Raw genomic sequence first — 26,583 nt, forward strand, 5'->3', positions numbered from 1 at the left:
CCCTCAGGCGGCTCCGCTCACCGTCGTCCGGTGACTTCCGCGGTCGCGGCGACCACGTCGAGCGGGCTGATCGATTCGAGGCACGGATGGCCGTCGATCGGGCATTCCCTGGCCCTGGTGTCGCGGCACGGTGCCCCCTGGTCACCGAGCAGCACCGTCAGCACGCGATACGGGGCCCAGCGCGCGGCGGGTACGACCGGAGCGAACAAGGACACGACCGGGGTTCCGACGGCGGCCGCGAGATGTGCGGGCCCCGTGTTGGGCGCCACCACTGCGGCCGCGCCGTCGAGCACCGCGGCGAGTTCACGCAGTGTCGTCGCCCCTCCGAGGTCCCTGGCGTGCTCGCCGGCCACCAGCGCGGTGAGCTGCCGTTCGGACGGCGCGCCGGTCACCACCACGCGATGACCGGCCCGGGCGAGGGCGGCGACCATGGCGGCCGCATGCTCCGCCGTGGGTTGGCGAGCCGGCACCGACGCGGCCGGGTGCACCACGACGTAACCGCGCTCGCCGGTCAGCCGGCTGACATCGGGCAGCGGCCGGCGTACGGCCAGCCCACCGTCGTCCCCGGCGGGGAGCCGGTAGCCCGCGGCTATGGCCAGCGAAAGGGCTCGTTCGCTCTCCGGCACGTCGCCGTGCACCCGATGCCGGAGGTCGAGCAGCGAGCCGGGGTAGTCGTCGGAAATCGCGCCGAGCCAAGGGATTCCGGCCATCCGCAGCAGAAGCGCCAGCGGCAGCGCCGACTGGTGGAACGAGGTGAGGATGAGCGCGCGATCGAACCGCAGTGCCCGGATCCGCGTGACGAACTCGTCGATACCGGCCGCGGTAACCGGTTCCGGATCCAGATCGATCCACGGTGCGCTCCAGGCCAGCACGTCGTCGACTCCCGGCAAGAGTTCGGCGCCGCCGCGCCCGCGCGGGCTCGCCAGCATCGTCACCGTGTCGCCACCGGCCGCCACGGCACGCACGCACGGCCCGGCGAGCAAAACGTCGCCGACGTTGTCCAGGCGCGCGAGGAGTACCTTCCTCATCGCGTCACCCCCATCGCGAGCCGGACGGCCTCGGTGAGGTCTCGCGCGACCAACTGCGCGCGCTGCACTTCTTCGGGACGGGTTTTCGCGGTGGGCACCAGGATCCCGCGTGCGCCGGCACCCTCGGCCGCGAGCACGTCGGCCTCGGTGTCACCGATGATGACGCACCGGTCAGTCGCGACCCCGAGCGCGTGCGCCGCCTGCCGGATGAGGCCCGGACCGGGTTTGCGACAGGAGCACCCGTCGCCTCTGTCGTGTATGCACACCTGCCAGGTGTCGAAGGGGCCGAGCAGCGCCTCCACCCGCGAGTTGACCGCGGCCAGCTCCTCCGGGCTGATCAGGTCCTTGGCGACACCGGACTGGTTGCTGATGATGCCGAGCCGGACACCGGCGGCGCGAAGCCTTGGCAGCATCGTCTCCGCGCCGGGCATCGGCCGGACCTTTTCGGGATCGGCGAGATAGGGCACGTCTTCGATCAGGGTGTCGTCCCGGTCGAACAGGAGCGCGAGCGGCGGCCCGGACGCGTGGCGATACCGGAGTTGCCCGCGCAGGCGGTGCCACGACGCGGCGGGCGGGATCAGCACACTGGTCACCAGCATCCGGCCGATCTCGGCACCCGTGCGCGGCCCGCGCCGGATTCGGGCGATGGCGAACTCCGCGGTCAGCGCCGCCCAGACGGTGGCGGTGACCGCGGCGGCCTTACGGTTGTGGCAAAGTCTGAAAAGGACGGTCAAGCCACCGGCGGCGGCGCAGGCGAGATGCCGGCGAATCCGGCCCGGTCCCTCGCCTATGCGCGCACGCCAGTGCCGGCCGTACTTGCGCCGCATCAAGGCGTTGTCGGCGTTACCACGCTGGGCGCGCAGGCTGGCCAACGGGCCGGAGTCGCGCACCGGGTGCGTGGTGGTGCGCGCGCCGGACGCGATCACGTAGCCGGCCAGGCAGACTCGAAGCGCGAGATCCGCGTCCTCACGGTAAGCACGCGGAAACCGTTCGTCGAAGCCGCCGACCGCGGACAGCACCGAGCGCCGGTAGGCCATGTCGGCGGTGATCCAGCGCGCGGTGGCGAGGCCCGCGGTACCACGTTCGTCGTCCGTGGGGCGCCGGTCCACCGGGAGGGGAACGACTATCCGGCCCTGCGATGCGGCCGTTTCCGGGCCGAGCCCCGCGAGGTCTTCGGCGAGCCGGTCCGGCCAGTCCCGGCCGACCACCACGTCGTCGTCGAGGAAGGCGATCCAGTCGCCGCGTGCCCTGCGCCAGCCGCTGTTGCGTGCCGCCGCGGGGCCGCGCCCCCCGGAGAAGACCACCTCGATCCGATGCCGGCACGGTGGAAGCGGCAGCTCGTGCGGTGACGGCCGGTCGTCCACCACGACGATCTCCCGCGGTGCGGGGCCGGATGCGCCGTCGAGCGCTTCGAGCAGCGTCCGCAGACTTTCGCGGCCGGTCGTCGGGATCACGACGCTGTAGTCGATCATCGCCGGATCACGAACGGCCCGATGGCGAGCAGGTCGATCGGCGCGGAGCCGAAGCATTCGAGGGCATCACGCGGGGAATCGACCATCGGCCTGCCCGCGGTGTTGAGACTGGTGTTCACCACGGCCGGCAATCCGGTTCTGGCCTCGAACCCGGTCAGCATGCGGGCCAGCAAGGGGTTCTCGCCGGCCTCGACGGTCTGCACTCGCGCGGTGCCGTCCACGTGGGTCACCGCGGGCAGGCGGTCCCGCCAAGCCGGGGCGACATCGTGCACGAACAGCATGTAGGGACTGGGCAGCGGACCACGCTGGAAGATCTCGCCCGCACGGTCGGCGAGCACCATCGGGGCGACGGGACGGAAGTGTTCACGCCCCTTCACGTCGTTCAGTCGTTCGAGATTGCCGGCATGGCCGGGATGGGCCAGCAGTGAGCGGTGTCCCAGCGCGCGCGGACCGAACTCGGCCCGTCCCTGGAACCAGGCGACGATCTGGTCGTCGGCCAGCGCCGCGGCGACCGTCCCGGCGAGATCGTCCGGACGTGAGTAGGCGAGTTTTGCCCGGCGCAGCACGGTCTCCAGCTCACCGTCGGTCCATTCGCGACCGAGATCCGCGCCCGGCATCGCCTGTACCGGCTCGCCCCACTCCGTCGCGAGCTGCAGCGCTGCGCCGAGAGCGGTGCCCGCGTCGCCGGCCGCCGGCTGCACCCAGATCTGCTCGAACGGCCCCTCGGCGTGCAGCCGGGTGTTCGCCACGCAGTTCAGTGCGATCCCGCCGGCCATCGCCAGCTTCCGGTTCCCGGTCCGGCGATGCAGCCAGGCGGCCAGTTCCAGCAGGACGTCTTCGAGTCTGCGTTGTACACTCGCGGCCAGATCGGCGTGTTCGCGGGAGAAATCCGACCCGGTGGCGGGCGGTGCGAACGATGTCCAGTCAACGGGCTCGGTGCGGAAACCACCGTCACCGTCGGTGGGAACCAGCCGTTCGAACTCGGAGAGAAACCGCGGCTCGCCGTAGGAAGCCAGCGCCATCACCTTGTATTCGTCGCTCGACCTCGCGAAGCCGAGATGCTCGGTGAGTTCCTCATAGAGCAGGCCGAGCGAATGCGGCAGCCGTTGCGAGGCGAGTTCGACGAACTTGCCGTCGCGGTATTCACCCGCCAGATACGACGTGCTTTCCCCACGCCCGTCGGCGACGAGCACGGCGGGATCGTCGAAGGGGGCAGCCAGCGCGGCGGACGCGCCGTGCGCGACGTGATGGCGTACGAACCGCACCGAGGAGGGATCCAGCCCCGGTAAGCACGCCTTGAGAAATCCGGGCGCGCGGCGCGCATAGTCCGTGCGCGTCCGCTCGCTGCCGTCGTCGAGACCGCCGAGTGAGTGATCGACGAGGTCCGGATCATAGGAGTAGCCCACGGCGTCGACCTGATCCGGACGGATACCCGCGAATTCCAAGCACCAGGCCGCGGCCTGTTCCGGCATTTCCCACGCGGAGAACGGCACCGGCCGCTTGCCGTGCTTGCGCCGGCTGAAGCGCTCTTCTTCCGCCGCGGCCACGATCTCACCGTCCACGACGAGCGCGGCGGCGGGATCGTGGAACACGGCATTGATCCCGAGAATGCGCACGATCCCACCCTTTCCGTCGGGGCAGACCACGGTCCGGTCCGCGTCTTTCTGTAGCGCTACCCGGAGGAATTGGTTGTAAACGAGCCGGAGGAAATCGCTACTCACGGGAGCGGTTCTCGCTCCGGCAGTAGCCGCGCGAACCAGGTCACCGTCCGGCGCAGCCCCTCGGCCAGGTCCACTTCGGGGCGCCAGCCCAGCTCCTGCCGCGCGAGGCCGATGTCGGGGCAGCGCCGTCGCGGATCGTCCACCACGGCGTCGATGTGCTCCACCGGCGACGAGCTTTCCGTGATGCGGGTGATCTCCGACGCGAGTTCCGCCACCGAGATTTCGTGCGGGTTGCCCAGATTGACCGGACCGGGATGACCGGACCGGGCGAGCGCGAGCAGACCACGCACGGTGTCGTCCACATAACACAACGACCGGGTCTGCTCGCCCGTGCCGGTGACGGTCAGCGGCTCACCGGCCAGCGCCTGACGGACGAAGGTCGGCACCATGCGGCCGTCATGTGCCCGCATGCGGGGACCGTAGGTGTTGAAGATCCGCGCGATGCCGGTGTCCATTTCCTCTTCCCTGCGGTAGGCCATGGTGAGCGCCTCGGCATAACGTTTCGCCTCGTCGTAGACGCTGCGCAGGCCGACCGGGTTCACGTTCCCCCAATAGGTTTCCGGTTGCGGGTGTTCGGCGGGATCGCCGTAGACCTCGCTCGTCGATCCGAGCAAGAACCGCGAGCCGCACCGCGCGGCGAGTTGAAGCAGGTTCTCCGTGCCCACCGAGCCCGCTTGCAGCGTTTGTAGCGGTAACCGAAGGTAGTCCGGCGGCGATGCCGCCGACGCGAGGTGGAACACGGTGTCATACCAACGGTCGGCCGGTAACGGCATTGTGACGTCGTGCTGTATCAACCGGAATCCGGGCTTGTCGAGCAGGTGTGCGATGGTGTCCGGGGAGGACGTGGCGAAATTGTCGAGTGCGTCCACTTCGGCTCCGGCGGCGAGCAGACTGTCGCACAGATGCGAACCTATGAATCCCGCGCCTCCGGCCACCAGTGCGAGCTGAATGCTGTGGGTCATTCCAGCGGACTACCCGTGCCGCCGCGGTTGAACCGGCGCGCACAGGGGTACCTGCGGCCCATGCGGGTACTTGTCACCGGCTGGCCGAGCTTCCGCGAGGGCGAGGCGACCGCGGGGGATGTGTTGAGTATGCGGCGGGTTTCGGAGGTGCTGGCCGGAGCCGGGGTGGCGCACGATTCGGCGTGGAGCCCGGGTTTCCGGCCGGGAGCACTGTCGCTGGACGACGCGGACCCGCGCGAATACACCCATCTGGTCTTCGCGTGCGGACCCGCGCACGGCAGGCAGGTGCGGTGGCTGCACGAGCGGTACGCCGCATGCCGGCGGATCGCGGTCGGGGTCTCGGTGATCGACCACGACGACACCGCCGTTACCGGTTTCCACCGGATACTCGCCAGGGACGACGGCGAAATGTCCACTGTGGATCTTTCGCTGACCGCGGCGGCGCATCCGGTGCCGGTGGCGGGTGTCGTGCTGGCGCCGGCGCAGCCCGAGTACGGCGCCAGCCGACGACACGACGAAGTCCATGCCCACCTGTCGGACTGGCTGTCCACGCTCGACTGCGCGCGGGTTCCGGTGGACACCCGGCTCGCCTGCGACGACTGGTCGAAATGCGCGACACCCGACCAGTTCCTGTCGCTGGTCGGCAGGTTCGACGCGATCGTGACCACCCGTCTGCATGGGCTGGTCCTCGCGTTGCGCGCGGGCGTGCCGGTACTGGCCGTGGATCCGGTCGAGGACGGCGGGAAGGTGACCGCACAGGCCGGTGCGCTCGGCTGGCCCGCGATCGTCGCCGCTCGACGGGCCGGTGAACCGGGCCTTCTCGACCGGTGGTGGGCATGGTGCCTTTCCCGCGCGGGCACGGCGGCCGCGAAAGACGGGCGAGGGGGTGGAACCCTTGCCGAGCAACTACTCTCGGAGGTTTCACGGTGACTGGGACCACGGTCGTGATCGCGACCAGGAACCGGGCGGGCGAACTCGCCCGGACCCTGCGTGAGCTGACCTCGCTCCGGCCGGCCCCGGCGATCGTCGTGGTCGACAACGCCTCCGCGGACCATACCTCGGCGGTGGCCGGATCGTTCCCCGGTGTGCGGTTGATCCGGCTACGACGGAACCTGGCGGCGGCCGCGCGTAACGTCGGGGTAGCGGAGGCGACTACCCCATACGTTGCGTTCAGCGACGACGATTCGTGGTGGGCAGAGGGCGCACTGGCCGAAGCCGAGCGGATTCTCGACGCCTACCCGGAGGTCGGGCTGCTCGCCGCGCGGACACTCGTCGGTCCACCCGGGACCGATGATCCGGTGAACGCGTCGATGGCGGCCAGCCCGCTGGGTCGCGCCCGGGAGCTGCCGGGGCCGTCGGTGCTCGGGTTCCTCGGCTGTGCGGTGGTCGTCCGCAAGGTGGCGTTCGTCCAAGCGGGCGGCTTCAGTGAGCTTCTCCACTTCGGCGCGGAGGAGCGACTACTCGCGCTCGATCTCGCAGCGCACGACTGGAAACTGTGCTACGCCGGGGAAGTCCATGCCCACCATCACCCGTCACCGAACCGCCCGGCTCCGACGTGGCGTGCACGCGCGGAGCGGCGGAACAACTTGCTGATCACCTGGTTGCGGCGACCTTTGCGGCGGTGTCTCGCCCAAACGGCGGCGTTGGCGGTGCGGGCAGTGCGTGACGCGGATGCACGGACGGTGCTCGTCGGTTTGCTGGCGCGTCTCCCGTCGGCGTTGAGACAGCGCCGCCGGTTACCGGAGTTCGTCGAACAACAGGCAAGGCGGCTCGAGCGGGCGGAGGAAGCGCGTGACAGTGTCAAGCCGCGGTTCGCGGAGGAACAGGCATGAGTAGCCCTTTGTCAAGCCGCGGCAGTCAAGGTGACCACCGCGCCTTACCCGCGGAGGAGCAAGCATGAGCCGGATCACGGTGGTCGTGATCACCCACAATCGTCGCGATCAGCTGATGGAGACGTTGGCGCAGATGACGAAGCTGCCGGATAACGCGCCGATCATCCTGGTCGACAACGCTTCGCGTGATGGAACTGCGGACGCTGTCGCTCGCTCGTTCCCGGAGGTCGAGTTGATCCGGGCGGACCGCAACCTCGGCTCGGTAGCGCGCAACCACGCCGTAGGGCGCGTGCGCACACCGTATGTCGCCTTCTGCGATGACGACACGCGGTGGCAGGCCGGTTCACTCGAACACGCCGCGGACGTGCTCGACAGCTATCCCGGGCTTGCGTCCGTCACCGGGAAATGTCTGGTGGAGCCGGGATTGACGGAGGACCCGCTGACGCCGGAACTGCGGTATTCGCCGGTGTCCGGGCCCGACTGGCTGCCCGGCCCGGCGCTGCTGGGCATCATGGCCGGACTGACCGCCTTCCGCATCGCCGCGTTCACCGAGGTCGGTGGCTTCTCGGCACGCATGTGGCTCGGCGGCGAGGAAGAACTGCTGGCGCTCGACCTGGCCGCGCGCGGCTGGTGGATGTGCTGGGACGAGGAGATCGTGGTCCACCACGCACCATCCGAGGTCCGGGACTCGCGCCGCCGCCGCCAACTCGGCATCCGGAACACCTTGTGGACATTGTGGTTGCGGCGCCCGTTGCGCAGCGCACTGAGGCGGAGCGTGGCGGTGCTCCGGTCGGCGCCGTTCGATTCCGCGACCGCGCTGGCGGTTGCGGAAGCACTACGGGGGCTGCCCTGGGTACTTCGGGAACGTGCGGTGGTCCCACCCGCCGTCGAGGCAGGCTTGGTCTCGCTGGAGGAATCGCAACGGCAATCGCAAGCCCGTCGCTACGTCGGCTGAACGACTCTGAACGGCTTACTGGGCGGCGGATTCCGACGGCCGGTGGGCCGCCGGGTTGGCGCGACGGTAGGCGCGCAGGGTGTCCGTGGCGATTCGATCCCACGAGTAGCGGGCGCTCACGCGATCGCGCCCCGCGATGCCATACCTTTCGCGCATGACCGGGTCGGAGAGCAGGCTCCGGATGGCCGACGCGAGCCGGTGCGGGTCGCGCGGCCGCACCAGGCTGCCGGTCACACCGTCGACGACCGTATCGATCAGGCCGCCGACCGCGCCCGCCACCACGGGCACGCCGCAAGCCATCGCTTCGAGTGGGGTGATGCCGAATGGTTCGTACCAGGGTGTGCAGGCGACGACGCTCGCCGAGCGCAGCAGGGCCGGCATGTCCGCACGCGGCACCTGACCCACCATGTGCAGCCGGTCGCCCACGCCGAGCACGTCGGCGAGGCCCCGCAGCCGCTGTGCTTCCGGATCGTCGACGAGTTCTCCCTTACCGGGCCCGCCGATGATGACGAGTTCGGTGTCGGGAAGCGACCTGAGCGCGGTGATGGTGGTATCGAAACCCTTGCGCGGCACCAGGCGCCCGACGGTGACCACCCGATGTGCGGCGCCTCGTGCGGCACGCGGCCCGTCCGCACGGAAGCTGTCGAGGTCGACTCCACAGGGCACCACCGAAGCCCGCGACCGGGGCATACCGAGCCGCACGAGTTCGAAGACCTCGTCGGAGCACGTGGCGATCACCCGGTCGACGCGCTGGGCGATCATGCGTTCCAGCCGTATCCGGCTGGGCGGGCTGGTGTCCTCGGCGCCCTGGTGCCTGCGCTTGACCGCGCCCAGCGCGTGAAAGGTCTGTACCAGACACAGGCTGCTGCGCGCGGCCGCGAGCACCGAAGCGAGCCCGGACATCCAGAAATGCGCGTGCACGATGTCCGGCCGGTCCCGCTCCCACGCCGCACGCAGGAACTCGGCGAACTCACCCATGTACGGCAGCAACTCGTCCTTCGGTAGCTGTTCGGCGGGCCCGGCGGGCACGTGCACCACGCGGTAGCCGTCGGCGGCGGTGGTTTCCTCGGGCGAGGTGCGGCTGTCGCGGCGCGTGTAGACGGTGACCTGGTGTCCTTGCCGGCACAGGGCGGCGGAAAGCTCGGCCACGTGCAGGTTCTGCCCCCCGGCGTCGACCCCGCCGAGCGCGGCGAGGGGACTGGCGTGTTCGGAGACCATGGCGATCTTCATCGGCATCACGTCCTTCAGTGGGTGAGTTCGGCGAGCAGCGAGTCCCACCGCGCCAGGAACGCGTCGAGCCCGTAGTGGGACACGGCGAACTGCCGAGCGCGCTTGCCGGCCAGCCTCGCCAGGTCGGGTTCGTGTAGCAGTTCGCCGAACGTGGTCGTCAGAGCCGTGATGTCGGTGGACAGTGCCCCCGCGTCCGGGGGTACGGCCCGTAACGCCTCCGTCGTCGCCAGCGCGACCACCGGCATGCCGAGGTGCATCGCTTCGAGTAGGGACAGGCCGAGGGAGGTCCACCGCGCGGTGTGCAGGTAGACGCGCCTGCGCGCCACTTCGTCGTGCAGTTCGGCCGGCGCGAGATCGCCGATGCCACGGATGGGATGCCGGGCCAGTGGCGGAGCGAAATCCGTCGCGCCGATCCCGTAGAGATCGACGGGACCCACCTGCGAGAAGGCCGGCAGCAGATCGCTTCCGGTGACCCGCGCCCGCCGTACCGGTTCGTTGATCATCGTGACGCCATGGGGCACCTCCCCGGTGTAGCGGTGACCCGGATCGACGATCCCATGTGGAATGACCACGGTCGGCGCGCTTCCACAGTCCCACATCAGGTCGTTGAAATGCGTCACGTGCACGATGGGGATAGCCGATTGGCCGGCCAGCGGATGGACCGAGCTGGCGGCGTAGGGCGAAGGAGCGTTGTGTTCCACGTACACCGCGGGGACGTCCTTGCCGGGCACCTGTCCGAGCCATTCGGTGACGCGGTCGATCTCTTCCATGCGTTGCAGCACCACGACGTCTGGCTCGGTGTGCGCGAGCTCCTCAACCGGAACCTCCGTCACGGCGGCGGGCCAATCGCGGCCGGCGCGTCCCAGGCCCCAGGCACCACCCTGCGGCAGCACCGGCAGCGTGTAGCTGTGTCTGCCGTGGACGAACGCCGTCGTCCACGACCCGTGCACGTGCCACAACAGGATCTCTGCCATAGCAGTAGTCGTTGCCGTCCAGCCGGCCGTTAAACACCTATGTGTGAGATGCACGCCGCACTCAGCGGCCGGCGAGCTCGTCGGCGAGTTCACGGCTGAGCGCGACACGGACGAGTGACGCAGCAAGCGGTGCCAGGTGCTCGCCGTCGGTGAGCCGGGCGAGTTTTTCCGGATCCTCGGGCAGCGCCAGCCGTTTCGCGCCGGCCAGCGCCTTCCTGTCCAGGTAGGGCCGCAGTTCCGGCCAGACAGCCTGGGCTTCGCGGCAGAAGATGTCGGCGCCTACGGGACCGACGCGGGAGAACTGGCGCAGCTGCCGGGTGATCTCGGTGCGGTCCTGCCCGGCCTCTTTCCGTAGCTTGCGCAGATCGCCGGAGTAGCGGTCCAGCAGCGTTTCCGCGCTTTGACCGAGCGCGGTCGCGGTCTGCTCGTCGTAGCGTTTGTAATGGGCCCGGCCGAGCGCGTCGACCCGGTCCTGCCAGTCGGCGTCCGCCATCGCGCGCGGCGTGGTCAGCTTGGCCCTGGCCAGTTCCTTCGCGGCGTCTACCGCGATGTTAGCGTTGATCCGGGTGGACAGCAGGGTGGAGAGCACCAGCAGCCGGTACAGCGGTGCCGGCTTGTCGGCGAGGCGGATGCCCGCTTCGGCGGCATAGGTCTCTCCGGCGCGGTCGAGCAACCGGCGCACCATGGTCTTGTTCCGGTCGGCCATGACTCCGGCTACCCGGCACGCGGTGACTCCATGCCTGGGGTTTGCACCGGTCGTAGCCGGTGATCGTCCCGAACCGGAATTTCACCGTCTTGAATCGGGAACTCGCCGTCCTGAACCGGGATTTCACCGTCTTGAACCGGGAACTCGGGGGCCTGGGGCGGGAACTCGGGGGCCTGGGGCGGGGACACGCCGGTTCACAGCTCGGGCAGGTGTTGCGGCAGACCGAGCAGGGGGGCGAACGGATCTCCCTTGTCCGCCAAGCGATCCGCGACCGTGCGGATGGTCCAGCCGTCGGGCCGCAGGTCCTCCTCGTCGAGTTCGTCCCACTCGAGCGGCACCGAGACCGGGGCACCCGGGCGGGGCCGGACGCTGTAGGGCGCCACGAGGGTCTTGTTGATGACGTTCTGGGTGTAGTCCAGCCGGGCGAGGCCGCCGCGTTTGCTCTTCTCCCACTGCCAGCTCACCAGGTCCGGCACGGTGCGGCCGATGAGCCGGGACACGGTTTCGGTCCAGGCGCGGGTTTCGTCGTAGGTGTAGCGCGGTTCGACCGGCACCCACACCTGGATGCCGCGCTGGCCGGTGACCTTCGGCCGGCCTTCGAGACCGAGCCGCTCCAGCGCCGTGCGGTGCAGCCGGGCCAGCAGGAGCACATCCTCGAACCGGGTCCGCGGACCGGGATCGATGTCGAACAGGGCCCACGTCGGATGCTCCACGTCCGGGATCCGGGAGGTCCAGGCATGCAGTTCCAGCGCGCCGTAGTTGGCGAGCCAGGCCAGGGCGGCGGCGCTGTCCGGTACGAGGTAGCAGTGGGCCTCGTCGGAGTCGGCGCGGTCGTTGTACCAGCGTCGCAACCACTTCGGCGCGTGCCCGGGCGCTTCCTTCTGCCAGAATCCGGGTTTGCCGATGCCGTTGGGGAAACGGTGCGCGTTGAGCGGGCGGTCGGCGAGATAGGGCAGCATGACCGGCGCGATCGTCGCGTAGTACGCGATCAAGTCGCGTTTTGTCACCGCGGTTGCGTCTTCGGCCGCGGGAACGAGGACCTTGTCCAGGTTCGTCAGGTTCAGCCGATGCCCGTCGAAGTCCCAGGTTCCCTTGCCGTCCAGCTTGTCCAGTGCGGCCAGTTCGTCGCGGTTCGGCGGTGGCAGGCGGGTCGGCACGGCGGCCCGGGAGGCCGGCCGGTCGCTGTGCCAGGTCGCCTCGGGGTCCGCCGCCACCTCGTCGTTCGTGCGACCGGTCTTGACCGATTTCGGGTGGTCGTCCGCCTCCCAGCCCTTGCGCGCGTGTTCGTCGTGTTTGTGCAGCAACAGCCACTGCTCCTTGTCCGAAGTGGACTGGCCGCGCCGGACGAGGACGAACCGGCCGGCGAGCTTGTCCCCGTGCAGATCGAAATGCAGGTTGCCGTCCCTGATCGCCTGCGCGGGATCGTCGGTCTCCGCCGGTTCCCAGGTGCCCCGGTCCCAGACGATCACGTCCCCGCCGCCGTACTGTCCCCGGGGGATGACGCCTTCGAAATCGGCGTACTCGCGGGGATGATCCTCGACGTGTACCGCCATCCGCCGGACGTCCGGATCGAGGGTGGGGCCCTTCGGCACCGCCCAGCTCACCAGCACACCGTCGAGTTCCAGCCGGAGATCGTAATGACGGCGCCGGGCCCGGTGCCGTTGCACCACGAACGAGTTCCCGCCCCGCGTGAAGTCATCGTCGCCGGCGGGCTCCCTCGTCCGGGCGAAGTCACGTTTCGTCTGGTATTCCGCCAGGCGACGCCGCTCCGCCAATGCTGACTCCTTTCCGTGCTCCTGTCCGTTCAGTCGTGTTACCCAAGATCGGCGTGGTTACGCGTCGAAGCATGGTGGCCGGACGCGATCTCCCCCACGAACCCTGCCGGTGCCGACGCGGCGACGGGCTCGATGGAATAGGTCGCATAGGCAGCGCGGATGACCGGCTGCGCGACGTTGCGCACCCGCACGCCGCCCGGTGTGACGCCCTGTTCGGAGCCGAAGTGGGCATGGCCGTGCAGGGCCAGGTCGGCCCCCACTTCGTCGACCGGCTCACACAGCAGGTACGAGCCGAGGAACGGGTGGATTTGCGGTGGCTCTCCCCCCAGGGTGCCCGCGATCGGGGCGTAGTGGGTGAGCGCCACCGTCACGTCGGTGTCCAGACTCAGGAGCGCTTCCCGGAGCCGGTCCGCCGATTCCATGGTGTGCTCGACGAAGCTCTTCATCTCACGTTCCCCGAACCGGCTCGCGCATTTGCCGGCGAACCCTCCGCCGAATCCCTTCACCCCGGCCACGCCGAGGCTCCCGCCGGGCAGGTCGAAGGTGATGGCGGTGCCTTCCAGCATCGTGATGCCGGATTCGGTCAGCAGGGCCGCGATGGCCTCTTCCTGGTCGCTGTGATGGTCGTGGTTGCCGAGCACGGCGGCGACCGGAACGCCAAGCCCGGCGAATTCCTCGGCGACGACGCGCGCCTCGTCCAGGGTTCCGTGCTGGGTGAGGTCCCCCGCGAGCAGCAGGACGTCGGCGTGGTCGCCGATGTGTTCCAGCGCGGGGCGTAGCAGGCCGCGGGAGTCCTCACCGAGGTGGACGTCGCCGACAGCGGCGATCCTCATGGGTTGAGCTCCTCGGTGTGCGCGGGTTCCCGGACATCGGCGACCCGGACATCGTTGTGCACCAGTTCGCCGTGCAGGTGCTCGGTGATCACGACGTCGAGTTCGTCGCGGCGGGCCGGGCAGGCGACCTCGCCGGTGAGGTGCACGTGGTTGCCGCATACGGTCACGTGCACGCCGAGTTCGGCGGTGCGGGGGTCCTCCGCGAGCGCTCGGGTGAGTCTCGCGACGAGATACTGCGGGGCTTCGGCCACGCTGACCATCTCCTTGGCGTCGATGATGGACAAGCCTGCGAGCAGGGGCAGAAACGCCCTGGCATAAGGGGATTCCATGGTCTGGCGGGTCACTTCGCCCCAGTCCACCTGCTCGCGCAGATCACGCGCGATCCGGAGCAGCGGGGCGAGATCACACTGGTGCGCGTTGAGCACCAGCAGTTTGTCCACCAGCAAGTCCGTGCCGGACAAGACGGGCGCCACGGTGGGGCCGACCCGCATCACGTCCGCGCGGTCGAGCAGTGCGTCGGTCACCGGCCGGTGGTTGGGCCGGAACACCAGATCCACCAGGCGTTCGCCGTCGTAGACCTTCGTCAACCAGTCCTCGGGCGGGTGCACGCCCCGCATTCCCGCCTCCATCAAGGCTTTCTGGGCCCGGCGCGCGTCCCCGGCCTTGAGGAAGATGTCGACATCGTGCTCCGAGGGCGGTCCGCCCCGCGCGTACACGGCCAGCCCGCCGGCGACCGCGAACCGCACTCCGGTCGGCTCCAACGCGGTCACCACCCGGGTCACGCTCTGCAACAGCTCGTCGATCTCCATCACTCAGGCCGTCCAACCGGTTGCTGTCTCGACCTGGTTTCCCCACCGTTCGGTGGGCTATTCGTTGCCGCCGGTGTTTGCCCCCTGGCCGCCACGGGGAAGCCGAGTCCTTATGGACCGCCATGAAGACCCTCAACCCGGCGTGACGCCCCCGGATCCGGCGCCGGAGCAGGTCCCCGGGCTGGAACCGGGCGGCGGAGTGCCACCAGGAGAGACGCCGCCGGAATCAGGGCAAACCTCGGGGCTGTCGAGCCCGCAGCCCCCTCCGCCGCGCGGCGTGCCGACCGCCTCGGTGGCCGTGGCCATTGTGCTCACGCTCGCCGTGGCGACCTTGCTGATTCTGCTGGCATTGGGCATGCTCCGCTGAGCACAGGCCGCGAGGTGACGCGTCTGCCGTGGAGGTACGGACGGCCTTCCGGCCGCGTGCCCTACGGACTGGTGGCGAGCCGCTGTGTGGTTTCGAGCAGAAGGGCATGGACGAACGCTTGGGGCAGGTTCCCGCGCAGCTGCCGCTGCCGGACGTCGTATTCCTCGGCGAACAGGCCGGGTGGGCCGCAGGCCGCACGGTTGCGCTCGAACGAACGGAACGCCTCGACGTCGTGCCCCTGGTGCCAGTGGGCGAGCGACACGATGAACCCGCACAACAGGAACGCCCCTTCCGCGTCGCCGAGGGGCTGGTTGTTCGGGGCGAAGCGGTAGACGTAGCCGTCTTGGCACAAGTCCGTTTGGACGGCCTCGAGGGTCGCTACCGTGCGCGGATCGTTGGCGGCCAGCGCGCCGCGGACCGGGGGGAGGAGCAACGCGGCGTCCGTGCCGGACACCTCGGGGCTGCGCTGCCAGGCCCCGCGCTGGTCGATGCAGCGGCGGCTCGTCTCGGCGAGCAGCTTGTCGGCGAAGCCGGTGAGGTCGGCGGCATGGCGCGGCGTGCGCTGCTGGGCGATCGCACGGAGGCCCGCGACGCACGCCAGACGCGAGTGGCTCCACCAGTCATCGTCCAGTTCCCATACTCCTGCTTCCGGCCGGTCCCAGCGCTGGTTGATCAGCTCGACGCAGCGGTCGATGGCGTGTTCGGTGTCGGGAGTGAGGCGGTCGTGGCGGGCGGCGGCCGCGTACAGCTGCAGCAGTTCACCGACCGTGTCGAGCTGGAACTGCCGGTTGACGTGGTTACCCACGATGGGGTTCCCGCCGGGATAGCCGGGCAGATCCAGCACGGTTTCATCTGGTGGTGGAGTGCCGTCGGTGCGGTAGGCGGGCAGGAGGTCGTCGCCGTGTTCGAGCACGCGGGCAGTGGTGAAGGCGACGGCGTCGTCGAGTAACGGGTGGGGCTCGGCGACCGACGCCGCGAGGCCGGCGTAACACTGGTCGCGCAGCCAGGAGTAGCGGTAGTCGTAGTTGCGGCCGGCTTCGGCCCGCTCGGGCAGGCCCAGGGTGGCGGCGGCGACCATGCCGCCGCCGGCGGTGGTCAGGCCGCGGAGCACGACGTAGGCGTGGCGCGCGTCGCGGGGTGCGATGGTGTTGTCGAACGCGGGCACCGCCTGATGCCAGGCGTACTCGGTGGCGATCCACTGCTCGGCGGCGTCGGGTGGTTGCGGCAACGGCTGATCACCGAGTTCCAGCACGAAATCGTGGTGGGTACTGCCCGGCACGGTCAGCTCGAGGATCAGGCGGCCGTCGCGGTCGGGACGGGCGTGGGCGGCGCCGGTCCAGCGAATGCGGAGGCCGCCGGTCCGGGCGGTCCAGACCCCGTCGTCGAGGCTGAGGTTACGCATCGAGCGGCCGCCGAACGCGTCGCGCAGGTCGAGTTGGACGCGCATCCGGACGTCTCGCTCAAGGGCCTCGATGCGGCGAAGGACGACCGCGCGCCGCGGGTCGGCGGGGTAGGTGAGCGCTTCGCGGCACTCGACGACGGTGTCCGTGGTGACCCAGCGGTTGCGCCAGATCAGCGTGCCGGGCTCGTAGTAGCCGCCCCAGACACAGGTGTCCACCGGGCTGACCGAGTAGCTTCCCCGGCCGCCGATCAGGGAGGACAGGACGGCGCTGTCGGCCCAACCGGGCGCACAGAGCCACGCGATGTCGCCGTGCGGGCCGCACAGCCCGCCGCGTTCACCGTCGGCCAGCAGCGCGTACTCGCGCAGGACGTGCGGGGGGAAGTTTTGCCAGTCGCTCATGACCGAACTCGCCGCCACAGCGTGAGAGTCGCCGCGGCGAGCGCGCCACCGCAGGCAGTGAGCAGGCTGCGGTGCCGGCTGGTCCACAGCTGGAAACTGTGTGAGAGGGACTTGCTGTCGAATTCACCGTGGGCGCCGTAGTCGTGGCCGGTGGCGCCGTCGGCCGGCTCCCACAGGTTCGCGGGCTGGTCCGGCGGCGTGGGCTGCGCGGTCTGCTGGGACTTGAGCCCGGTCTTCGCGAGGTAGCGGTCGAGCAGGCCGGGGGCGACGGCGTTCGCGATGAGCGTGCCGACCGTGCTGCCGCCCACCCAGTACTCGCGACGGCGGGGGTGGTCGGCGGCGTAGAGCACGGCCCGGGCGGCGACCTCGGGCTGGTAGATCGGCGGGACCGGCTGTGCGTGGTGCGGCAGGCGCGAGAGCACCCAGGAGAACTGCGGAGTGTTGACTCCGGGCATCTGCACCATCGTCACGTGGACGTTGCTGTGTTCGGCCAGCAGTTCGCAGCGCAGCGACTCGTGAAATCCCTGGATGGCGTGCTTCGCGCCGCAGTAAGCGCTTTGCAACGGGATACCCCGGTAGGCCAGTGCCGATCCGACCTGCACGATCGTGCCCTCATCACGCGGTTTCATGCGCTTGAGCGCGGCCATGGTGCCGTACACGAAACCGAGGTAGCTGACCTCGGTCACGCGTCGGAACTCCTCCGGCCGGATGTCGCTGAAGCGCGCGAACACCGAGGTGAAGGCGACGTTCACCCAGATGTCGATCGGCCCGAACTCCTGCTCGACCCGCTCGGCGGCTGCCTCTACCTGGTCGAAGTCGGCGACGTCGGTGGGGAGTTCGAGTGCGGTCCCGCCGGCGCGGCGGATGTCGCCGGCCGCGGCTGCCAGGCCTTTCTCGCCGCGGGCGAGCAGCGCGACGTGGGCTTTCCGGGCGCCGAACGCCTGGGCGACCGCACGGCCGATACCGCCGCTGGCGCCGGTGACGACGACGACTTGGCCCGAATTCCTGGTGTCTGACATGGGATCTCCGATCTTCTACCGGGGACACGGCGCGTCATGGCGGCTCGCGTTCCGGGTGGCGCCCGCCCAGATGGCCGCGACCGCCGCGTTGACCACGGCGGGATATCGCCATCGGCGAGACAGCCTGGCAAGGATGAGCATGCTCAGGCAGTGCGCGAGGTCGGCCGTCCACGCCCACCTGGCGACGAAGCCGGCCGGGCGCCGTAGGGTCACGGCGGATTGGGCCAGGTGCCGCAGGCCCAGCGCGGTCACCACCGTCGCCAGCTCGTGCTGGTCCCGGAGAACAGACCGCGAAGCCGTCAACAAGACGCACCCCCACGCCGCCCGCACGGTCGCGATCGACGTAGTCCTCACCGTGCGCTCCGCCGGGTGGCTGTGCGGCCTTCGAGCCCACTGGCCAGCAGCTCCGCGAGGTGGACGCCTTCGCGTCCGTTGCTGTCCAGCTCGTGGATCTGGGTGCGGCAGCTAAATCCGTCGGCCAGCACGACCATGTCGGCCGAAGCCTCGCGCACGCGCGGGAGAAGTACGCGCTCTGCGCAGGCTTCGCTGACCGCGAGATGCCCCTTCTCGAAGCCGAAATTTCCGGCCAGGCCGCAACAGCCGGAGTCGAGGTGCTCGGCGTCGACACCGGCATCCCGCAGCAACTGCTGGTCGGGGTCCCACCCCATGACCGCGTGCTGGTGGCAGTGGACCTGGGCGATCGCCTTCGCGGACAACCGCGGTGGCCGGTAGCCGGGGGAGTGCTCGGTGAGCAGTTCGGCGAGGGTGACGGTCTGCGCATGCAACCTGCGGACGTCCTGGTCACCGGGGAACAGCTCGAGGGCGTCGGAGCGGAACACCGCGGTGCAGCTGGGCTCCAAGCCGACGACGAGCCCGCCCTCGCGCAGATGCGGCGCCAGTTCCCGGACGGTGCGGGTCAGGATGCGTTTGGCGGTGCCGAGTTGGCCGGTGGAGATCCAGGTGAGTGCGCAGCACACCGGCCTCGACGGCATCGTGACCCGCCATCCGGCCTCCTCCAGGACACGCACCGCGGCCTGGCCGACGTGCGGGTGGAAGGCGTTGGTGAAGGTGTCCGGCCACAGCAGCACCGTGCCCCGAACGCCGTCGTCGGCGGGGCGGTGCCGCGCGAACCACTGCTGCAGGGTTTGCCCGGCGAACAAGGGAATCTCTCGGTCTTCGACGCCGGCGGCGCGTGTGGCCAGCCGCGACAGGCCCGGGGCGTGGGTCAGCACGTTGACCAGCTTGCCGGCGTGGAGCTTCCCCACGATCCGGGCGACGGCGGGCAGCCAGCCCATCGTGAAGTCGGAGCGCGGCCGCCGCCAAGGGCGGCCGTGGAAGTGGTGAGCGAGGAACTCGGCCTTGTACGTGGCCATGTCCACATTGGCCGGACAGTCCGTCTTGCAGCCTTTGCACGCCAGGCACAGGTCGAGCGCGTCCTTCACCTCGGTCGAGCGCCAGCCGTCGGTGAGCGGGCCGTCTCCGTGCCCGTCGAGCATTTCGAACAGCAGCCGCGCACGGCCGCGGGTGGAATGTTCCTCTTCGCCGGTGACCTGGTAGGACGGGCACATGACCTGCCCGCCGTCGGTCTTGTGCTGGCGGCAGCGGCCGATGCCGACACAACGGTTGGCGGCCTGGGCGAACGAACCGCCGTCGTGCGGGAACTTGAAGTACAGGTCCTGGGGGTTGGCGGGAGCCCAGCCGCCGCCGAGGCGGAGGTTTTCGTCCAGCCGGTACGGGGCGACGACCTTGCCGGGGTTCATCCGGTCCTCGGGGTCGAAGATCGCCTTGAGCCGGCCGAAGGCGGTGACGATCTCGTCTCCGAACATCCTCGGCAGCAACTCGCCGCGGGACTGTCCGTCGCCGTGCTCGCCGGAGAACGAGCCACCCAGTTCGGCGACGAGGTCGGCGGCGCGTTCCATGAACCGGCGGTAGGTCGCGACACCGTCGGCGCTGTAGAGATCGAAGGGGATGCGGGTGTGGACGCAGCCCTGTCCGAAGTGGCCGTAGAGGCTGGGCCCGGTTTCGCTGGCGTAGCCGAACTCTTCGTACAGCGCGGTAAGTCTCCGCAGGTACTTACCGAGCAATTCGGGGGCGACCGCGGAATCTTCCCAGCCTTCGAAGGTGTCGGCCTTGCCGGGCACGTGTGCTGTGGCGCCGAGCCCGGCCTCCCGGACGTGCCAGAGTTCGGTCTCGCGGGCGGGATCGTCAAGGAAGGCGACGTCGGCCTGGTTCTCGGTGTCGTGCAACGCTTCCAGCAGCTGGTGGGCTCGACGCTCGACCTCGTCGGTGGTGGTTCCGCCGAACTGCACCATGAGGAACGCGCGACCTTCCGGCATCTCGGCCAGCGCCTGCGGGTTCATGTTCTTGATCTGCTGGTCGCGGATGAGCTTGTGGTCGATGCCTTCGAGGGCGATCGGCTGGTGCGGGAGGATCGCCGGCACGGCGTCGGCGGCGGCGACGACGTCGGGATAACCGAGTACGACCAGCGTCCGTTCTTCAAGCACCGGGACCAGCTTCAGTTCCGCGCGAAGCACCGTGACCAAAGTGGACTCCGAGCCGACGAGCAGGCCCGCGACGTCGAAGTGGTTTTCGGGCAGCAGTGAGTCGAGGTTGTAGCCGGACACGCGGCGGGGGATGTCGGGGAAGCGGCGGCGGATTTCGTCGGCGTACTCGTCGCGCAGCCGCCGCAACTGCCGGTAGATCGCCGCTTGTGCGTTGCCGTGGCGTTCGATCTCGCGGTATTCCTCGTCGGTCGTTTCGCCGCACCAGAACCGGGTGCCGTCGGCGAGGACGACCTCGAGGCGTGCGATGTTGTCGACGACCTTGCCGGTGCGCTGGGCGGTGGCGCCGCACGAGTTGTTGCCGATCATGCCGCCGAGGGTGCAGTTCATGTGCGTGGCCGGTTCCGGCCCGAACCGCAGGCCGGTGTCGGCGAGCTGCCGGTTGAGCTCGTCGAGCACGATCCCCGGCTGCACGATGCAGGTGCGCGCCTGTTCGTCGACGGATTCGAGCTTCGTGCAGTACTTCGACCAGTCGAGGACGACCGCCGTGTTGGTGCACTGCCCGGCCAGGCTGGTGCCGCCACCGCGGGAAAGCACCGGCGCCCCGAACTCCCGCGCCACCGCCAGTGCTTCGACCGCGTCGTCGGGCGAACGGGGAACGACCACGCCGATCGGGACCTGCCGGAAGTTGGAGGCGTCGGTCGAGTACGCCCCGCGCGTTCCGCGGTCGAACCGCACCTCCCCGCGTACCCGCTCGCGCAGCGCCGCGGACAGTGCCTCGACGTTCACCTCGGCCCGGCCCGGCCGGCGGACGACCGGCGTCGGCAGTTGGACGTGTGCCATCGCGAGGCCTCAGCTGTCCTTGCCCGGCAGGAACTCCTGCGCCTTCGTCTTCACGCCCTGCACGACGAGATGGACCGCGTTGGGGTCGCCCTTGAGCACCGATTCGGTGGCGGCCTTCATCTGCTCGAAGGTGGCGTGCGGCGGGATCGGCGGCATCTCCGGGTCACAGTGGATGTCCAGCAGCGCGGGCCGGTCCGCGCCGAGCACGGTGTCCCAGGCCGACGCGAGCTGGTCCGGCTTGTCGACGGTGACCGCGGTCAACCCGAGGGACCGGGCGAAACCGGCGTAGTCGACATCGGGCAGGCTTTGCGACTCCTCGAACTTCGGCGCCCCGGTCATCGCGCGCAGCTCCCAGGTGACCTGGTTGAGGTCGTTGTTGTGGAACACGCAGATGACGCACCGCGGGTCGCGCCACAGGTTCTGGTAGCGGGCGATGGTGATCAGCTCGGCGAGCCCGTTCATCTGCATGGCGCCATCGCCGACCAAGGCGATCACCGGCCGGTCGGGATGGGCGAACTTCGCGCCGATCGCGTACGGCACGCCCGGCCCCATCGTGGCGAGGGTGCCCGACAGCGAACCCCGCATCTCGCCGCGGATCCGCAGGTTGCGGGCGTACCAGTTGGTCGAGGAGCCGGAGTCCGCGGTCACGATGGCGTTGTCGGGGATCTTGCGCGACAACTCGGACACGATGGCCATCGGGTTCACCGGCTCGGCCGTCACCGCGGCCTCGCGTTCCACCGTTTTCCACCACGCCGCGACGTTCTTCTCGATCGTTTCGCGCCACGAATGGTCCTGCTTGTTCTTCAGCTTCGGGAGCAGGGCGCGCAGGGTGGCCGCGCTGTCGCCGACCAGGTTCACCTCGGTCGGATAGCGCATGCCGATGAACCGGCCGTCGAGATCGATCTGTATCGCCCTGGCCTGGCCGAATTCCGGCAGGAACTGGGTGTACGGGAAGTTCGAGCCGACGATCAGCAAGGTGTCGCAGTCACGCATGAGTTCGTAGCTCGGGCGGGTGCCCAGCAAACCGATCGCACCGGTCACGTAGGGCAACTCGTCGGACAACACGTCCTTACCCAGCAACGCTTTCGCGACGCCGGCCCCGGTCACCTGCGCGACCTGCCGGATTTCCTCGGCCGCGTCCCGCGCACCCTGCCCGGCCAGGATGGCGACCTTCTCGCCGGAGTTGAGGACCTCCGCGGCAGCGTCGAGGTCCCGTTCGGGCGGGACCAATCGCGGCCACGACGTGTTCGGGGGACTGGAGGGCACCTGCTTGAACACGTGCTGAGGCGGTGAGTACGTCTCCTCCTGCAGGTCGGCCGGGATGATCAGCGCAGTCGGGCACCGGGACGCCTCCGCGGTCCGAATCGCCCGGTCGAGGGCGTTGGGCAGTTGTTCGGGGACGTTGACCTCCACGAGGTATTCGCTCGCGACGTCCTTGTAGAGCGCCTGTAGATCAACCTCCTGCTGGTAGCTGCCGCCCATCGCGCTGCGCGCCGTCTGGCCCACGATCGCCACCACCGGAACGTGGTCGAGTTTCGCGTCGTAGAGGCCGTTGAGCAGGTGGATGGCGCCCGGGCCCGACGTCGCCATGCACACCCCGACCCGCCCGCTGAACTTCGCGTAGCCGACCGCGGCGAACGCGGCCATCTCCTCGTGCCGGACTTGCACGAAACGCGGGTGGTTGTCCGCCTTCCCGAACGAGGCGACGATGCCGTTGATGCCGTCGCCGGGGTAGGCGAACACTTGTTCCACGTCCCAGTCGCGCAACCGCTGCAGCAGGTAGTCACCGACCGTCTGAGCCATGAGAACTCCTCACCCGTGTTTCGAACTCGCATGCGGATACCCGCTCCTCGGAGCGGTGTGCCGCGGCCTCGGCGTGCGTCGGACCGGGTTTCACCGGGACACCCCCTTCCACGCCGCCGGATCGTCGCCAGCGGTACCGAGATCGCGGTACCCGTTTTCGCCGCCTGCTACACCCCTCGTGCGCCTGCCGTCCCGCACCGTCACGAGCCGATGAGTTCCCGCCCCAGGCCGCCGAGTTCCCGGTTCGGGCCGATGACTTCCCGGTTCCGGACGCCGAGTTCCCGGTTGGGCGAGGGTCCTGTTCGTACCTCTTGCGTACGGACGGGGCAGCCCGAGCACTGCTGGTCCGCTCGACTCGCGGCATAGGTGGCTTTCTCGCGTTACCTTTTGCCGTGGCCATACGTCACTGGCTATGACGGGCACGACGGCGGAAGGCAACGCCGTGGAAGATCAACAAACGCTCGCATGGCTGCCTTCGCCGCGGCCGGTCCGGGACGGCGATCGAGATCATCGCCGCCCCCGGCCGCCTTCGCCTCGTCGCAGCCGACTTCGCGCAGTATGGAGGAGAATCATGACTGAAGCGGACCCGCTACTCCAGGGACCGGTCACCCTGATCAACGTATTCGAAGTGCCGCCCGAACAGCTTGACGACTTCGTGAAGCAGTGGCAGCAGCGGGCCGCGATCATGGCCGGCGCGCCGGGATTCCGGCAGTCTAGACTGTATCGAGCTGCCTCGGCAGCCGCCCATTTCCCGTTCGTCAACGTGGCCGGCTGGGACAGCCCGGCGGCCTGGGAAGCAGCGCAGGCGAATCCGGAGTTCCGCGACCGCATAGCGTCTCTTCCACCCGGAATCCGGGCCGGCGCCCATCCCGGCCTCTACCGGGTGGCCGTCGAGTTGAACCGCGGCACACCCGCCGACTGAGGAGGACGGTGCCGGGCGAGCGCGATCACTGGCCGCCGCGTGTGTCTTGCAGCTGTTGTCGGATGAGGTCGACAGCGCAGGTCAGCGAAACGGCTGCGTCCCCAAACCTCGCCGTCGGAAATTCCGGCATGTCCACAAAGGACGACCTCACACATCCTCATGAGACTGCGCTGGGAAACCGGGTGAGGACACCACTCCGGTCTCCTCACCCGGGGCTCCCCGGTTCGTTCAGCCGAGCAGTTCGGGTCGCACCCAGGGCTCACCGTGGACATGGTGGGAGAGGAAGGCGAACACCGTCGAGTACCAGACCTTCGCGTTGTTCGGGGTCAGCACCCAGTGGTTCTCGTCGGGGAAGTACAGGAACTTGTGCCGGGTCGAGCCGTCCTCCTCCTTGACGCGAGACATCAGGTCCCACCACAACCGGAGGCCTTCCCCGATCGGCACCCGATAGTCCTTGTCGCCGTGCACGACGAGCATCGGCGTGGTGATCTGGTCGGCGAACCGGTGCGGCGAGTTGGCCTCCGCCATGTCCGTGCTCAGCTCACGGATCCAGTAGTGGGAGCCGTCGGTGGTGGGCCCGAACTGGTCCAGCGCCCACAGCGACGCGTGCGTGACGATCGCGGAAAACCGGTCGGTGTGCCCGGCGACCCAGTTGGCCATGTAGCCGCCGAACGAGCCGCCCATCGCGGCGGTCCGCGTTTCGTCGATGTCCTCGCGTCGCTCGGCGGCGTCGGTGACCGCCATCAGGTCGGTGAACGGTGCTTGGCCCCACTTGCCCCAGCCGCGGCGGATGAAGTCGATGCCGTAGCCGGTGGACAGCGCGGGGTCGGGCAGCAGGACGGCGTAGCCCTGGGCGACCGCGAGCCACGGGTTCCACCGCCACGACCACGAGTTCCACGAGTGCAGCGGGCCACCGTGGATCCACAGCAGCAGAGGCGCGGGGGTTTCCCCGCTCGCCTGTGCCGGCAGTGCGAGCCACGCGCGCAGCGGGGTGCCGTCTTCAGCGGTCGCGGTGACCTCGTCGAGGCGTCCGGGCAGTGCGGTGTTTGCGCCGAGTGCCTCGGCCGGGCCGGGCAACGGCTCCACTCGTGGTTCTCCGGTCAGCGCGACCCGTACCGGCGCCGGAGCACTGTCCACAGCAGAACGCAGCGCGTACGCCCACTGGCCGTCCGGGGACACCCGGACGTCTGTGTAGGCGGCGTGATCCGGCGTCAGCCGGGTGACCGATCCGGTCGCCGCGTCCACCCGCCACAGCGGGGATCGTCCCTCGTGATCGGCCGCGACCACCAGCGCCGTGCCGTCGGGTGTCCATTGCGTGGAGTGCTGCCAGTGGTCCCAGCTTTCGGTCAGCACGCGGACCTCGCCACCGGCCAGCGGAACGACACCCAGCCAGCGATCGCCCGGATCATCCGGCTCCGACCGCCGCACCACGGCAACCGCCACGCTCGTCCCGTCCGGCGAGATCCGCGGCTCCTCGTATTCGTACGCCGGATCGTCGGCCAGGGCCCGGCGCTCGCCGGTTGCCACGTCGATGGCGACCACGGTGCGCCGCTCCGACCCGGCGGGCTCGGTGACGTTCCACGTCGTGACCACGGTGCGCCCGTCCGGCGCGATGTCCCAGGTGCAATCGTCGTCGAGCGCGTGGCCGACGTCGCCGGTGAGATCGCGCAGGGAGAGCTGCTCTTCGCCGGAAGTGATATCGCCGGTGATCGTGGCGGCCAGCAGCCTGGTCCGGTCCGGCCCGAGGTCGTGGTCCCAGAACCGGACCGGGTAGCCCTCGTGCAGAATCGCGGACACCGCCCCGTCCTTGCGCTGCTTGCGGATCTCCTCGTCCTGCTCGGCGCTGCCCGCTGAGGGCATCATCGCCGCGCCCGCCACCAGAGTCCCGGATGGGCCGGCCATCACCCCGCGTACGCCCCCCGTCGGGGCGGCGACCACGCGCGCATCGCCACCACCAGCGGGCTGGAGCCACAGCGCCGGCACCGGCTCGTCGCTGTCACTGTCGGGCTCGGGCCGCGCCGAGACGAACAGGAGGTCACCGGAAGGCGTGAAGGCGGCGGTCGACTCGCCCTGGGCACTGCGCGTCAGCCGCCGCGCGCGCCGCTCGCCCGCCGGGTCGACCTCCCACAGTGCGTTGACGTAGCGCTTCTTTTCCCGGTCCAGCGTGGCGACGGTGACCACGACCCGGCCGCCGTCCGGGGAAAGCCACAATCCCGACACACGCGGCAAGGCGACGTAGTCGTCAAGGTTCAAGAAGGATTCGGTCGGCCGGTCGGCCGAGGTCTCGTCGCTGATCACCTTCCCTTCCTACCACTGCCGAGCTTCCTCGCTCATCAGGAATTTGTCGGGCTGCTCACGGTGGGGTGCTGCCGTGTTGCGGTGTCGAAGATCCGGTTCAGGTGGTGGTCGAGGGTGGCCAGCGCGGTCGGCTCGTCGATCTGGCCGGTGAGGAGCTGGAGCATCAGCCCGTCGACCAGCGCCAGCAGCATGGCCGCTTCGAAGGTGGCGGCCGGCTGGACGCCGCCGATCTGCGCGGCGACGAACTCGCGCAACCGCCCGGCGTCCGTGGCCAGGAAGGCGGCCAGATCCGGGGCCACCACCGCGCGGGCCAGGAAGGCGGCCAGCACCGGGGCCTCGGCCTTGGCCTGCTCGCTCAGCGGCAGCATCTCCAGCAACATCGCACGCAGGAGCTCGTGCGGACCCGACGTCTCGCCGGGAGTGAGCGCCGCCGCGCGCATCCGTTGCTCGACCTGCTCGCTGATCGTCCGGAAGGCAAACAGGAGCATCTCGTCCTTGGTGGTGAAGTAGTGCTGCACCCGCCCCATCGACACCCCGGCCTCGGCCGCGACCTGCCGCAGGCTGACCGCGTCGAGTCCGTGCTGGGCGGTGAGCCGGCAGACCGCCTCGGCGATCTGCGCTCGGCGTTGCTGGTGGTCGACCTGCTTGGGCATGGGCCGCTCCTTTCCAATGCGATCGTATTGCATGCCGCTCGCCGAGCTGTTTACAATGCGACTGCATTGCATCGAGGAG

At 69.6% G+C, this 26,583-nt stretch carries 22 protein-coding genes; 5 read left to right on the forward strand and 17 right to left on the reverse strand.

All coding sequences use genetic code 11. The features are described from left to right. Nucleotides 1–17 precede the first annotated feature (17 nt). The 4 genes from A3CU_RS0108195 to A3CU_RS0108210 form a co-directional block, all read right to left on the reverse strand. Entirely contained in the window at nt 18–1,028 is a 1,011-nt protein-coding gene (locus A3CU_RS0108195; RefSeq protein ID WP_027941883.1) for a glycosyltransferase family 9 protein, read from the reverse strand. Next, entirely contained in the window at nt 1,025–2,500 is a 1,476-nt protein-coding gene (locus tag A3CU_RS0108200) for an HAD-IIIA family hydrolase (protein ID WP_027941884.1), read from the reverse strand. The genes A3CU_RS0108195 and A3CU_RS0108200 overlap by 4 nt, the downstream gene beginning before the upstream one ends. Next, nucleotides 2,497–4,116 carry a carbamoyltransferase family protein gene (locus A3CU_RS0108205; protein WP_027941885.1) on the reverse strand — a complete coding sequence of 540 codons (1,620 nt, stop codon included), beginning with the start codon at nt 4,114–4,116 and terminating at the stop codon, nt 2,497–2,499. The genes A3CU_RS0108200 and A3CU_RS0108205 overlap by 4 nt, the downstream gene beginning before the upstream one ends. Before the next feature lie 101 nt (nt 4,117–4,217). Continuing rightward, nucleotides 4,218–5,183, reverse strand: a complete 966-nt coding sequence (locus tag A3CU_RS0108210; protein WP_027941886.1) for a UDP-glucuronic acid decarboxylase family protein — start codon at nt 5,181–5,183, stop codon at nt 4,218–4,220. 60 nt (nt 5,184–5,243) lie between these two features. Here A3CU_RS0108210 and A3CU_RS0108215 point away from each other — a divergent pair, with 60 nt between their 5' ends. The 3 genes from A3CU_RS0108215 (at nt 5,244) to A3CU_RS0108225 (ending at nt 7,970) form a co-directional block, all read left to right on the forward strand. Beyond that, nucleotides 5,244–6,113, forward strand: coding sequence for a polysaccharide pyruvyl transferase family protein (locus tag A3CU_RS0108215; protein ID WP_027941887.1), 870 nt, complete (start codon nt 5,244–5,246; stop codon nt 6,111–6,113). After that, nucleotides 6,110–7,015, forward strand: a complete 906-nt coding sequence (locus A3CU_RS0108220; RefSeq protein ID WP_027941888.1) for a glycosyltransferase family 2 protein — start codon at nt 6,110–6,112, stop codon at nt 7,013–7,015. The genes A3CU_RS0108215 and A3CU_RS0108220 overlap by 4 nt, the downstream gene beginning before the upstream one ends. Before the next feature lie 64 nt (nt 7,016–7,079). Continuing rightward, on the forward strand, nt 7,080–7,970 hold the full coding sequence (locus tag A3CU_RS0108225; RefSeq protein WP_027941889.1) for a glycosyltransferase family 2 protein: 891 nt from the start codon (nt 7,080–7,082) through the stop codon (nt 7,968–7,970). A gap of 15 nt (nt 7,971–7,985) precedes the next feature. Here the strand turns inward: A3CU_RS0108225 and A3CU_RS0108230 are convergent, their stop codons facing one another. From A3CU_RS0108230 to A3CU_RS0108255, 6 genes are all read right to left on the reverse strand, one after another. Beyond that, nucleotides 7,986–9,200, reverse strand: coding sequence for a glycosyltransferase (locus tag A3CU_RS0108230; protein ID WP_027941890.1), 1,215 nt, complete (start codon nt 9,198–9,200; stop codon nt 7,986–7,988). A 14-nt stretch (nt 9,201–9,214) separates the two neighbouring features. Further along, nucleotides 9,215–10,174 (reverse strand): glycosyltransferase, encoded by a 960-nt coding sequence (locus A3CU_RS0108235; protein WP_027941891.1) that lies wholly within the window; start codon nt 10,172–10,174, stop codon nt 9,215–9,217. 61 nt (nt 10,175–10,235) lie between these two features. Then, a complete protein-coding gene (locus A3CU_RS0108240; protein WP_027941892.1) occupies nt 10,236–10,880 on the reverse strand; it encodes a hypothetical protein in 645 nt (214 codons plus the stop codon). Between the two features lie 194 nt (nt 10,881–11,074). Then, the gene (gene ligD, locus A3CU_RS0108245; RefSeq protein ID WP_027941893.1) at nt 11,075–12,655 is read right to left on the reverse strand and encodes a non-homologous end-joining DNA ligase; all 1,581 of its coding nucleotides are present in this window, start codon (nt 12,653–12,655) and stop codon (nt 11,075–11,077) included. 38 nt (nt 12,656–12,693) lie between these two features. Continuing rightward, nucleotides 12,694–13,488, reverse strand: a complete 795-nt coding sequence (locus A3CU_RS43900; RefSeq protein WP_063628798.1) for a metallophosphoesterase family protein — start codon at nt 13,486–13,488, stop codon at nt 12,694–12,696. Continuing rightward, a complete protein-coding gene (locus A3CU_RS0108255) occupies nt 13,485–14,297 on the reverse strand; it encodes a nucleotidyltransferase family protein (RefSeq protein ID WP_027941894.1) in 813 nt (270 codons plus the stop codon). Before A3CU_RS0108255 ends, A3CU_RS43900 begins: the two co-directional genes overlap by 4 nt. A 142-nt stretch (nt 14,298–14,439) precedes the next feature. Here A3CU_RS0108255 and A3CU_RS50930 point away from each other — a divergent pair, with 142 nt between their 5' ends. Next, nucleotides 14,440–14,664, forward strand: coding sequence for a DUF6480 family protein (locus A3CU_RS50930; protein ID WP_245616928.1), 225 nt, complete (start codon nt 14,440–14,442; stop codon nt 14,662–14,664). Between the two features lie 61 nt (nt 14,665–14,725). Here A3CU_RS50930 and A3CU_RS0108265 read toward each other — a convergent pair whose 3' ends face one another. The 5 genes from A3CU_RS0108265 to A3CU_RS0108285 are packed head-to-tail and all read right to left on the reverse strand — an operon-like array spanning nt 14,726 to nt 22,631. After that, a complete protein-coding gene (locus tag A3CU_RS0108265) occupies nt 14,726–16,465 on the reverse strand; it encodes a glycoside hydrolase family 15 protein (RefSeq protein ID WP_052371542.1) in 1,740 nt (579 codons plus the stop codon). Further along, entirely contained in the window at nt 16,462–17,484 is a 1,023-nt protein-coding gene (locus A3CU_RS0108270; RefSeq protein WP_027941896.1) for an SDR family oxidoreductase, read from the reverse strand. The genes A3CU_RS0108265 and A3CU_RS0108270 overlap by 4 nt, the downstream gene beginning before the upstream one ends. Before the next feature lie 15 nt (nt 17,485–17,499). After that, nucleotides 17,500–17,838, reverse strand: coding sequence for a hypothetical protein (locus A3CU_RS43905; protein ID WP_052371543.1), 339 nt, complete (start codon nt 17,836–17,838; stop codon nt 17,500–17,502). Then, nucleotides 17,835–20,828, reverse strand: coding sequence for an FAD-binding and (Fe-S)-binding domain-containing protein (locus A3CU_RS0108280; protein ID WP_027941897.1), 2,994 nt, complete (start codon nt 20,826–20,828; stop codon nt 17,835–17,837). Before A3CU_RS0108280 ends, A3CU_RS43905 begins: the two co-directional genes overlap by 4 nt. A gap of 9 nt (nt 20,829–20,837) precedes the next feature. Continuing rightward, entirely contained in the window at nt 20,838–22,631 is a 1,794-nt protein-coding gene (locus tag A3CU_RS0108285) for a thiamine pyrophosphate-requiring protein (RefSeq protein ID WP_027941898.1), read from the reverse strand. A 571-nt stretch (nt 22,632–23,202) separates the two neighbouring features. On the opposite strand from A3CU_RS0108285, the gene A3CU_RS0108290 reads away from it, so the two are divergent. Continuing rightward, nucleotides 23,203–23,553 (forward strand): antibiotic biosynthesis monooxygenase family protein, encoded by a 351-nt coding sequence (locus A3CU_RS0108290; RefSeq protein WP_027941899.1) that lies wholly within the window; start codon nt 23,203–23,205, stop codon nt 23,551–23,553. Between the two features lie 228 nt (nt 23,554–23,781). On the opposite strand, the gene A3CU_RS0108295 is transcribed toward A3CU_RS0108290, so the two are convergent. Continuing rightward, the gene (locus tag A3CU_RS0108295; RefSeq protein ID WP_052371544.1) at nt 23,782–25,851 is read right to left on the reverse strand and encodes a S9 family peptidase; all 2,070 of its coding nucleotides are present in this window, start codon (nt 25,849–25,851) and stop codon (nt 23,782–23,784) included. Between the two features lie 35 nt (nt 25,852–25,886). Then, nucleotides 25,887–26,504, reverse strand: a complete 618-nt coding sequence (locus A3CU_RS43910) for a TetR/AcrR family transcriptional regulator (RefSeq protein ID WP_052371545.1) — start codon at nt 26,502–26,504, stop codon at nt 25,887–25,889. Between the last annotated feature and the right edge of the window lie 79 nt (nt 26,505–26,583).

It is taken from the genome of Amycolatopsis taiwanensis DSM 45107 (genome assembly GCF_000519205.1).
GTDB classification, from domain to species: domain Bacteria; phylum Actinomycetota; class Actinomycetes; order Mycobacteriales; family Pseudonocardiaceae; genus Amycolatopsis_E; species Amycolatopsis_E taiwanensis.